Origin of the sequence: Gillisia sp. CAL575 (assembly GCF_000403785.1) — a bacterium.
Classification (GTDB): domain Bacteria; phylum Bacteroidota; class Bacteroidia; order Flavobacteriales; family Flavobacteriaceae; genus Gillisia.
The window spans coordinates 86,391-98,381 of record NZ_APHJ01000026.1; the positions used below are offsets into that span (position 1 = coordinate 86,391).

At 35.1% G+C, this 11,991-nt stretch carries 6 protein-coding genes; 5 read left to right on the forward strand and 1 reads right to left on the reverse strand.

Annotated features, from left to right (window positions below; genetic code table 11):
• Positions 1–41: 41 nt before the first annotated feature.
• Entirely contained in the window at positions 42–1,028 is a 987-nt protein-coding gene (locus I130_RS09080; protein WP_034921934.1) for a sugar phosphate isomerase/epimerase family protein, read from the reverse strand.
• 153 nt (positions 1,029–1,181) lie between these two features.
• Between I130_RS09080 and I130_RS09085 the strand changes: the two genes are divergently transcribed.
• The 5 genes from I130_RS09085 to I130_RS09105 all read left to right on the forward strand — a co-directional run bounded on the left by I130_RS09085 (position 1,182) and on the right by I130_RS09105 (position 11,989).
• Positions 1,182–2,891 (forward strand): GMC oxidoreductase, encoded by a 1,710-nt coding sequence (locus I130_RS09085; RefSeq protein WP_034922311.1) that lies wholly within the window; start codon positions 1,182–1,184, stop codon positions 2,889–2,891.
• A 2-nt stretch (positions 2,892–2,893) separates the two neighbouring features.
• On the forward strand, positions 2,894–3,538 hold the full coding sequence (locus I130_RS09090) for a gluconate 2-dehydrogenase subunit 3 family protein (protein WP_034921936.1): 645 nt from the start codon (positions 2,894–2,896) through the stop codon (positions 3,536–3,538).
• A gap of 232 nt (positions 3,539–3,770) precedes the next feature.
• Complete coding sequence (locus I130_RS09095) at positions 3,771–6,902, forward strand: TonB-dependent receptor domain-containing protein (protein ID WP_034921939.1); 3,132 nt, start codon at positions 3,771–3,773, stop codon at positions 6,900–6,902.
• Between the two features lie 15 nt (positions 6,903–6,917).
• A complete protein-coding gene (locus tag I130_RS09100) occupies positions 6,918–8,576 on the forward strand; it encodes a RagB/SusD family nutrient uptake outer membrane protein (RefSeq protein WP_034921942.1) in 1,659 nt (552 codons plus the stop codon).
• Positions 8,577–8,692: 116 nt separating this feature from the next.
• Positions 8,693–11,989 (forward strand): VCBS repeat-containing protein, encoded by a 3,297-nt coding sequence (locus I130_RS09105; protein ID WP_083932896.1) that lies wholly within the window; start codon positions 8,693–8,695, stop codon positions 11,987–11,989.
• Positions 11,990–11,991 lie beyond the last annotated feature (2 nt).

Here is an 11,991-nt window from a genome sequence, read left to right on the forward strand (position 1 = left end):
ATTCATAAACAATTGACCATCAATTACTTACGAATATTAATTTACTGTAATTTTTTTCCTTCTGAAATTAAAAGTTTTTTTGTTGCAATTATACCTTCTTCTGCAGAGAGATTTTGGCCTTCATATTCAACGCCTATATAGCCTGTATACCCTGCATCTTTTACGATTTTAAGAATCTTCTCAAATTCCATAATAGTTTCTTGACCTTCCAAATTAAAATTATAAGATTTTGCGCTTACTGCTTTCGCAAACGGCATCATTTCTTTAATCCCCTGATATCTTGGGTATTCTTCTACACATTTGGCTTCCCAACGTTCTCCTCCCTCACGTTTTAAGCAAAAATTACCAAAATCAGGAAGGGTACCAACATTGGAAAGGTTAACACCTTCCATTACCTCGACAAGAAGTTTTGCATTGGAAGATAAGTAGCCGTGGTTTTCTACCAAAACATTTACCCCTTTGGTGGCTGCATATTCTCCTATATTTTTAAGACCTTTAATAGAATTTTGTTTCCATGTTTCAGCATCATTGCTTCCAAACAGATTTACTCTAATAGAGTGGCATTTTAAAAATTGAGCGGCGTCTACCCATTTTTTATGATTATCTACTGCTTTATTTCGCTCCTCTGTACTAGAGACAGCAAGATCTCCTTCCCCATCAATCATAATGAGAACATTTTCAACATTAAATTTTTCACTTCTCGCTTTTAAAGTATCCAGGACAGTTTGTAAATCACTTTCTTCAATTTGGGTAGAGTAAAGTCCACTAACATATTCAATACCGGAAAATCCCATATCATGAGCTTTCTCAGCAAAATCCATAGGGTTCATTTTTCCTTCTATTATTGGCTTACTAAGGGACCATTGAGCTAATGACAGTTTGAAAAACAATTCTTTTTCTTTGGATTGCTCTTGGACTATTTCTTGTTCAGAAACTTTTTCTGGTTTGTTCTTACAGGATGCAGTTACTATTAATAGCAGAAAAGTAAATAGTAAAAACTTTGAAAATTTTGCACTTTGGTCGATCATAAAACAATGGTTTAGAGATTGATTAAATAATTTTATTAACAATAAGTTTAGAAATTTAAAAATAGACTTAATTTTTGAATCCCATTTTATTTTAGCTTTAATTGATATATTTGGAAATACAGATTGGATTTAACTTTAATAAATATTAAAAGCTTGAGCAAAAATTTAGAATCGGAAACCTTTGATGCAATTGTTGTAGGTACCGGAATTAGCGGCGGATGGGCTGCCAAAGAATTATGTGAAAAGGGATTTAAAACACTTGTTCTTGAACGAGGTCGTATGGTAGAACATATTAAGGATTATCCAACAATGAATGACGATCCATGGGATTATGAATTTAAAGGTCAAGTTCCCAGAAAAGAAGCGAAAAGACAAGAAAAACAGGCCAGAACAGGTTATACAGTTAATGAAGTATCCAAACATTGGTTTGTGGACGATATTAAACATCCTTATAATGAGTCTAAAAGGTTCGACTGGATTCGTGGGTATCATGTTGGAGGGCGATCTATTATGTGGGGTAGGCATAGTTATAGATTAAGTAATTTAGATTTTGAAGCCAATAAAAAAGACGGTATAGCTGTAGACTGGCCTATTCGTTATAATGATATAGCCCCTTGGTATGATTATGTTGAATCTTATATAGGAGTAAGTGGAGAGAATCTAGGACTTCCACAATTACCAGATGGTAAGCTTTTACCAATGATGGACCTAAATTGTGTAGAAGATCATCTTAAACAAAATATTGCTAAAAATTTTACAGACAGAGTGCTTACTGCAGGTCGCGTAGCTCATATTACAAATAATGATTCCTTTGAGGGAAGAGCGCCTTGTCAATACAGGAATCGCTGTATAAGAGGCTGTCCGTATGGAGCATATTTCAGCAGTAATTCCTCTACTTTACCTGCTGCAGCTCGCACAGGAAATATGACCTTACGTCCAAATTCTATTGTGAGTGAGGTAATTTATGATGCCAATACTAAAAAGGCAACAGGGGTAAAGGTAATTGATGTGGAGACTAAGGAAGTGCATGAGTTTAGTGCAAAAGTTATATTCTTATGTGCATCTACTATTGCATCTGCCAGTATTTTAATGCAATCCAAATCAGATAGATTTCCTAATGGGATGGGAAATGATAGTGGGGAACTTGGTCATAATGTTATGGATCATCATTTTGATGCCGGAGCTACGGGGAAATATGATGGTTTTGAAGACATGTATTATAAAGGTAGAAAACCAAATGGAATATATTTGCCACGATTCAGAAACCTATCAGAAAACGAAAACTTCAATTTTATACGTGGCTATGGATATCAAGGTGGAGCAAGCCGGGACAATTGGAATGATACGATTGCCGAAGCTAGTTATGGAAAAGAATTAAAGGATGCGATATCTAAACCGGGAGGCTGGACAATGGGATTAATGGGATTTGGGGAAACGCTCCCATATCATGAAAATAAGATGACTCTTAATTATGATAAACTAGATGATTGGGGACTTCCAACTGTAACGTTTGATGCAGAATTCAAAGAAAATGAATTGAATATGCGAAAAGATATGATAGAACAAGCCGTATTAATGTTGGAAAAGGCAGGATTTAAAGATGTTCAGGGTTACGATAATTTAGGTGCTCCTGGACTAGGAATCCACGAGATGGGTACAGCAAGAATGGGTAGAGATCCTGAAACATCGGTTTTAAATGAAAATAATCAGTTACACTCAGTATCTAACGTATATGTAACAGATGGTTCCTTTATGACATCGGCGGCTTGCCAAAATCCATCGTTAACATATATGGCAATGACAGCAAGAGCAGCAGATCATGCAGCTAAACATTTTAAAGTAACCGAAGCTGAAATTTTATAATTATGAACAGAAGACAAGCTTTAAAAAACTTTGGCCTAGGTGCGGGAATTCTTATAATAGGACCGAGCACTTTAAGTTTACTGCATAGTTGTAAAGGAGAAAATAAATACGATTGGGAACCAAACTTTTTAAGTGTTTCTAATGGTTTTGCTTTAAAACAAATACTAGATATTATACTGCCAGTTACAGATACTCCGGGTGCGGGAGATTTAAATATAGCTCAATTTATAGATTCCTATATGGATGAAGTTGCCACTAAAAATCAACAAGAAAATTTTTATCGAAATGCAAATGCTTTTGCCTCAGTGTTTAAAAAGGAATATGACAAAGAGCTCGAAGAAGGTTCCGCAGAAGAATACGAGAAAATAATAGCAAAGTATTTGAGAGCAGCACCAGAAAAGAGAGAGGAATATGCAAAAAGAAATACCGAAACACAAGATCCACAGGATAATGACCCTAATATTAAAGATGATATAGATGTTAGTAGCTATGGTTATCTTACAATAATAAGGGAGATGGGAATTTGGGCATGGAAAACAAGTGAAGAAATCGGGGAAAATATACTATGGTACGATCCTGTACCAGGACGATATATTGCTTGTGGACCTCTAAAAGAATTAGGAAATGGAAAGGCGATGTCTTTATAGAAAGCAATTTTTCCTTTAACAATGCGTCTTTGGCAATTTTGTGATTGATTAATTAATATTTATCCTTAAACATTTATTTTTTAGAAATTATTTAAAAAAATAAATGTGCTATTTTCTACGAAATCGATTTCGTGGATATAATTGTTTTTTTCCTGTTATGAACAATATTTTACATAAATTTATTAGATTCTTAATGTTTAATTAAGAAAACTACCAACTAAAACTAATTCTTATGAAAAAAATTACTTTCAGGAGCTTTTTGTTTGCTATTGTTTTTCTATGTTTCGGAATAGTGAATGCGCAACAAACTGTTTCCGGAACGATTACAGATGGAAGTGGGCCAATGCCTGGTACAACTGTTGCAATTAAAGGTACATCTACAGGAACCACTTCTGACTTCGATGGAAAATATACTTTGAACAATGTACCAGCCGATGGAGTTTTGGTATTTAGTTTTGTAGGATATGAAATCCAGGAAATTGGAGTTAATGGTCGTTCTACAATCGATGTAAATTTATTAGCAGATGCCTCAGAATTGGAAGAGGTTGTGCTTATTGGATATGGAACTACTACCATAAAAGATGCTACAGGTTCTGTTTCTTCTGTTACTTCCGAAGAATTTAATAAAGGGGTCATTGCTTCCCCAGAGCAATTAATTCAAGGTAAAAGTGCTGGGGTACAAATTTCAGAAACATCTGGTGCGCCTGGTGCGGGTATAAATGTTCGTATTAGAGGATCTAACTCTATTCGTTCTGGTAACAATCCTTTGTTCGTTGTTGATGGAGTTCCACTTGCTTCAGGCTCAGCTCCTTCATCTAGCGTTGGTGGAATTGGTACTGCTGGTGGTCAAAATCCATTGAGTTTCATTAACCCGAACGATATAGAAAGTATATCTATTCTAAAAGATGCTTCAGCAACAGCGATCTACGGTTCTCGTGGCGCCAACGGAGTAATAATTATACAAACCAAAGGAGGTAGAGGTGCTTCAGAGGGTAGATTTGAATTTAATTCTAGCTTAGGGATTGGAACACCTGCTAGTGAATATGACCTATTAAATAGAGAACAATATTTAACCGCCATCGCTTCTGTAGGAAACGATCCTGATGCTTTGGACTTTGGTGCCGATTCTAATTTCCAGGATTTTTATACTCGTACCTCTTATTCAGAAAACATTGATTTAAGTTACTCAAAGAGTTATACAGGAGGAAATGTTCGTGCTTCTATTGCTTACAACGATCAAGAAGGAGTAGTAAGAAATAGTTATTTGGAACGGTTAACAGGTAGATTAAATGCCAGCCAACGGTTATTAAATGATAAATTAACTTTAAGCATTCAGGCCTCTATTTCTAAGATCGATCAGCAAAGTGCTCCTATTAATGGAGAGGCTGGATCTACAGGTGATTTAATTGGTGCTTCTATTACACAAAACCCAACAGCACCTATAGATCCAACATTTAACCCAGGAGGAAATGTTTTGAACCCAACGAGCTTACTAAATAGCTATCGAGGTCTTTCTGAAGTTGAAAGATTTTTAGGAAACGCTTCAGCAGAATATGCTGTTACTAATGAATTAAGTGCCAAAGTAACCATAGGTTACGAAAAGGCAGATACGGAAACTACTTCCGTGTTTGGTTCAGATGTAATTGGTTTAAATGGAATTTCCGGAATTGGTAGAGGTAGATATGACACTTTCGATCAGGAAAACTCTCTTCTTGAAGCAACCTTAAACTATAAAAAAGAATTTGACAACTCTGTTCTCGATGTGGTTGGAGGATATTCTTATCAGAAATTTGACAGAAATGGTTTCGGATCTGAAGGAGCAGGTTTTAATACTGCAGATCTTAGAGTGATGGCGCTTCAGTTAAAAGATGCTTATAGAAGTGTTACAGGAGCTATAAATGGTCCTTACACTGTATTTGGTTACGGAAATGATGGGACTTATTTAAATAATCTTTTACCTTCTTTTACAAGTGGTGAACTACCAGAAGGTTTTGACAGACCAATCCCAGCATATGTTTTAAATTATACTTTCGATAATTTTGATGAATTACAGTCATATTTTATGAGAGCAAATTATACACTTGCTGAAAAATATTTGTTTACAGGTACGTTTAGAGCAGATGGTTCTTCAACATTTGGTGAAAATAATAGATATGGATACTTTCCTTCAGGAGCAGTTGCATGGCAGATCCATAAAGAAGATTTTATTGGAGATACATTCTCTACCTTAAAGCTTCGATTAGGTGCTGGTATTGTAGGTAGTCAAGAAGGTTTAGGATATGGACGTTTTGTTCAACGAGAACGTGCTGCAGGAGGAGGAATAAGTAATGACCTTAATGTACTTGGAGCACCGGGAACTTTTATAGATGGAGATCCAAATCCAGACCTTAAATGGGAGGAAACTACAGATTACAACGTAGGGGTAGATTTTGGATTTAACAATGACAGGTTTAGTGGAACGGTAAACCTATATCGTAAAGAAACAAATGACCTATTGTTGCCAAGACCATCTGCCGCTCCAAGTAGTGGTAGTATAATTTTTAGTAACCTGTTGGATGGTAAAGTAATTAATGAAGGTGTAGAGCTTTCTTTAGATTACGATTTTGCAAATACCGAAGACTTTGGTTTCTCTGCTAATTTCAATGTAGCTTACAATAGTAATGAAGTACAGGATACACAATTCACAATTCCAACCGGTGCTATTAGAGGTAATGGATTAACCAACGCTTTTGCTCAGCAATTACAGGCAGGACAACCTTTATTTTCTTATTTTATGGCAGAGTTTACAGGTTTTGATACAGATGGAAATCCTACATACCTTGATGTAGATGGAAATGGTATTGGTGATCCAGATGCCGATAAATTCTTTGTTGGTAAAGATGCTCAGGCAGATTGGAATGCTGGTTTGTCTTTAAATGCGAGATATAAGAATTTTGATCTTTCTACGTATCTTAATGGACAATTCGACTTCTATGTGTATAATGCTACTAAGAACGCATTTTTCACAAAAAGTGCTTTACTTATTGGTAAAAATACAACACAAGAGGCAGCATCAAATAACGAGAACCCAGCATCTTCAGTTGCTGTTTCAACAAGATTTCTTGAAAAAGGTGATTTTATAAGACTTTCATCAGCATCATTGGGTTATAGTGTACCATTAAATGAAACCAGTCAAGTAAGTTCTCTTAGATTAAGTGTAACAGGACAAAACTTATTCCTAATTACTGATTATAGTGGATTAGATCCTGAAGTTTCTACGAATACTGGAAACTTAAACGATTCTGGAATTCCAACTGTAGGTATAGATTATGCAGCGTATCCAAGACCGCGTACTATATCTTTTGGTGTAAGTGCAACATTTTAATAAAAAAAAAGGACAATGAAAAATAAAACAATTTTTAAAACTTCAGCCAGGTTGCTATCGGGATCGCTAATTCTAGCGACTGCTTTCCTTTCCTGTACAGATTTAGAGATAGAGGGAACTGACTCTATTATAGTAGATGCCAGCGAAGCAGGCTTTCAAGGAGTTAGTGATCCAGATTCTTTTTTGGACAATGCCTATAATAGTTTAAACGGGTTAATAGGAAACCAAGCAGACCTTTATGCTCTAGCTGAAGTAACAACAGATGAGGCTTTGGTGCCTACGAGAGGTTCTGACTGGGGTGATAATGGTATTTGGAGACAACTGCATCAACATGATTGGACAGCCAATCATAACTTTCTTTTAAATGTTTGGAATCAATGGAATACTTTACATTTTCAGGGAGCTCAGGTTCTTTCTGATTTAACTAATAGTACGCCGCAACAAGAAGCAGATGCTCATTTTTTAAGAGCACTTGGAATGTGGATTATCTTGGATAATTTTGGACAAGTACCCGTACGTGATCCAGATGCTCCAGTATTTGATGACCCTATTGTGCTAAAAGGCCAAGAAGCTGTAGACCAAATAGTTTCTGATCTTAATTTAGCAATTGCAGATTTAAACGCAATTGGACCAGGAGCGGGAGTAGGAGATGCTGCTGCACCTAATGCGCGTCCGGGAAAAGCTGCTGCAAAATATTTACTTGCAAAAGTTCTTCTTAATAAGCATATTTATTTGGGCACAGAGCCTAATAGTGCAGACATGAACCAGGTTGTAAGTCTGGTTGACGAAATTTCTGGTGAAGGATATGGACTAGAAGACGGATATTTTGATATTTTTAAAAGACAATTGGATAGAGAAACAATCTGGTTTATACCTACTGCCGTAGGAAATAGAATTTGGAACGGACTTCACTACAATATGGCGCCAGATCAAGCTGGTGGTGGATGGAATGGTTTTTCTACCCTTTCTGAATTTTATGATATGTTTGAAGGAGATCCTAATTCTAATAGAGGAACGGCACAAGGTGAACCCTTAGATGGGCAAGAAGAACGTAGAGGATTTGTTCCTCCATCTGGTTTACCAGCAGGATCTTTTCCTGGCTCAATAAATGATAACGGGGATGCATTTGCAGATGGATCTAGTGTAGGTTTCGGTTTCCTTGTTAATCAACAGTACGATTATGATGGTACTCCTTTAAAAGATAGAGGTGGTAATCCATTAACTTTTAAAAGAGATTTTAAAGATGGATCTGGAAACATCAGTCTAATTAATAACAGTGAGACTACAGGAATTCGTACTATTAAATATAACCCTCGCAATGGAGCATTTACAGAACATGAAATTTTCTTTAGATATTCAGATGCACATTTAATGAAAGCGGAAGCAATGATGAGAGCTGGCGGAGATCCTTCAGCTTTAGTTAACGAATTAAGAATCCTTAGAAAAGCTCAACCACTTGGAAGTGTAACCGAAAGTGATCTTTTAGAAGAAAGAGGAAGAGAATTATATATGGAATTCTGGAGACGAAATGATATGATTCGATTTGGAGAATATACGAGAAATTGGGAATTAAAATCACCTTCTGCAGTTGGTGATCCAACCAGAAATTTATTTCCAATACCTGCAAATCAATTGATTTTGAATCCTAATCTTACTCAGAATCCTGGATATTAATATAAAGTTATAATTAAAAAAAAGAGGGCGAATTCGCCCTCTTTTTTATATGAATTATTTTAATTTAATTAATATTTTATAATAGATTACTTCAACATACATTGTAATAATTCTTCGTGAAAAATAAAAAATTCTTCTTGTTTTTTTGCTTGATAAGCCTGCTTATTCAGGGGTGTACTAAGACAGAATATCTTTTTGAAAAAATAGAAGCTTCGCATTCTAATCTATACTTCTCTAATCAACTTGATTCAAATTCAGAAATAAATATCTTTAATTATCTATATTATTATAATGGTGGAGGAGTCGCAGCAGGGGATTATAATCAAGATGGTCTTATAGACTTATATTTTACTTCTAATGAGCAAGAGGATAGGCTTTTTTTAAATCTCGGTAATTTTAAATTCAAAGAAATTACCTCAGCCTCCAAAATTGAAAATTCCAAAGGATGGACTACAGGAGTTAGCAATATAGATATAAATGGGGATGGTTTACTAGACCTTTACATATGTAAAGTAAGTGATTTCCTTAATTTAAAAGGACATAATTTGCTCTATGTTAATCAAGGACTTAATGAAGATGGGATTCCCATCTTTAAGGAACAGGCTGCAGAATATGGGCTCGATTTTTCAGGTTTTTCTACTCAGTCTGTGTTCCTAGATTATGATCTAGATGGCGACCTTGATATGTATTTACTAAACCATTCCGTACATCCTAATAGGAATTATGGAAGAGGTGAAAAAAGGAAGAGTTATGATCAAAAATCTGGCGATCGATTGTTTAAAAACGAGAATGGATTTTATAAGGATGTCTCTTCTGAAGCGGGCATCTTTCAGGGAGTAATTGGCTATGGATTAGGTGTGGCAGTGGGAGATCTTAATAACGATCTATATCCTGATATATATGTTGGAAATGATTTTTTTGAAAATGATTATTTATACATTAATCAGAAAGATGGAAGTTTTCATGATCTTATTTCAAATTATCCTGAAAAGTTAGGGCATACAACGCATTTTTCAATGGGCAATGATATTTCTGATATAAATAATGATGGACTAGCCGATATCATTTCTCTGGATATGCTTCCTGAGGATCTTCAATCTTACAAAACCTCCGGATTGGAATATCCATTTCAAACGTATGCTTCTTATTTAAAGAATGGTTTTTCTCCGCAATACATGCAGAACACCCTACATTTAAATACAGGAAACCTTAATTTTTCTGAAACTGCATTTCTAAGTGGTATTTCTGCAACAGAGTGGTCTTGGGGAGCTCTATTTGCAGATTTTGATAATGATACCTATAAAGATCTTTTTATAACCAATGGAATAAAAGGCGCTACCAACGACATGGATTTTATTAAGTATATTTCAAATGAAAAAATTCAGAAACAATTAAGTCAAGGAAAATTTGATAATTATGATGATCTTATAAAAGAGCTACCACAAAAAAAAATATCCAATTATATATTTCAAAATCAGGGAGACAATACTTTTGAAAACCGTAAAAATGAATGGCTAAATTCTGAACCTAGCTTTAGTCACGGTGTTGTATATGCAGATCTTGATAATGATGGGGATTTGGATTTAATAGTGAACAACACGGACGAAAATGCTGGAATTTTTAAAAACAATTCAGAGAAAACAAGTAAGAATAATTTTATCAAGGTTCAGTTTAAAGGAGATACATCTAACAAACTTGGTATTGGTGCAAAAATTATTCTTTTCTACGGAGATGAAATTCAACAACAGGAACATTATTTAAGTAGGGGATATCTTTCTTCTTTGGCTCCCGGATTGCATTTTGGTCTCGGCAGTAATTCAATAATAGATTCTTTAAAGGTAATTTGGCCTGGATCTTTAACTGAAACTAAATACAACGTTAAAGCAAATAGTACTATTGAATTCAATATAAAGGATGCCAACTCTTTTAATTTCAAAAAACCTCCAATCGATTCTGTATTTATTATAAGAGATTCTTTGATAGGTTACAAACACGTAGAGCAATCTACCTTAGAATTTAATCGTGAACCTCTAATCCCTTTTGGTTATAGTAATTTAAGTCCGCGAGCTGCTGTAGCTGATATTAACAAAGATGGACTTGATGATTTCGTAATTGGTGGAGGAAAAACACAAAGCTTGAAATTATGGTTTCAGAATAAAGATGGAAGTTTTAAAAGATCTGAGCAAAAAATATTTGATGAATTTGCTATATCTGAAGATACCGATCAAGTATTTCTAGATGTAGACGGGGACTTAGATGAAGATTTAGTAGTAGTAATGGGTGGTAATGAATTTACCAAGGGAAAACCTATACAACCGCAATTATACCTGAATGAAAATGGAAAATTTAGATTGGACGATCAACAATTTAAAGGAATTGCACTTAATGCTTCGCGAGTAACATCGGTAGATTTAAATGCAGACGGTTTTCCCGATCTTTGTTTTAGTGCAAACATAGTCCCGGGGGAATATGGTATAACTCCTATTCAGTTCCTATTTTTAAATGATGGCAAGGGTAATTTCACCGAAGCTACTAGTCAATATTCTGAATCATTCAAGAATGTCGGAAATGTTCAGGATATATTTTGGATAGACATTAATAAGGATAATATTAAAGATGCCATACTGGTTGGTCATTGGATGCCTGTTACTATATTTCTCAATAATGGCGAAAAGCTGAGTAAACTGGAGGCAGGGCTTGAAGATTCGAACGGTTGGTGGAATGCGGTGATTGCAAAAGATTTTGATGGTGACGGTGATATAGATATAGTTGCAGGAAACTGGGGTCTTAATTCCAAGCTTAAGGCTTCCGTAGAAAAACCATTGAAACTGTATCTTGGAGATTTTGATGGAAATGGCTCTATAGATCCCGTAGTGAGCTATTTTTATAAAGATAAAGAAACTGCATTTGCCTCTAAAGACGAACTTGATCACCAAATGCCATTTTTAAAGAAGAAATTTCCTAGTTATAAGGAATATGCAGATGCAGATTTTTCTGAGATTCTATCCCCAGAAAAACTGAAGAAGGCCCAAGTGAAGCAAGTTTTTGAATTGGCAAGTTGCTATTTCGAAAATAACGGTGATAATACTTTTACAAAACATATTTTGCCTTTAGACACACAGGTTTCTGCGATCTTTGCTATAGATTCACAGGATCTTAATAGTGACGGTTTTCCCGATCTGTTTTTGGTAGGAAACAATTATGAAATTAGCACTCAATTGGGTAGATTAGACGCCAGCCATGGAACTGTTCTTATCAATGATAAGAATGGGTTTTTTCAAACTTACAAAAAAGAAATACCTGATATTTTAGGGGCTGCACGGGATATTCAGGAAATTTGCATTAATGGCGAGTTACATCTCATTGTAACCTTTAATAATAGTACCCCAACAATTATGAAAATTAATAATTAGTA

Coding starts and splice junctions, on each gene's coding strand:
- I130_RS09080 (WP_034921934.1), bottom strand. CDS start 1,028: ATGATCGACCAAAGTGCAAAATTTTCAAAGTTTTTACTATTTACTTTT.
- I130_RS09090 (WP_034921936.1), top strand. CDS start 2,894: ATGAACAGAAGACAAGCTTTAAAAAACTTTGGCCTAGGTGCGGGAATT.
- I130_RS09095 (WP_034921939.1), top strand. CDS start 3,771: ATGAAAAAAATTACTTTCAGGAGCTTTTTGTTTGCTATTGTTTTTCTA.
- I130_RS09100 (WP_034921942.1), top strand. CDS start 6,918: ATGAAAAATAAAACAATTTTTAAAACTTCAGCCAGGTTGCTATCGGGA.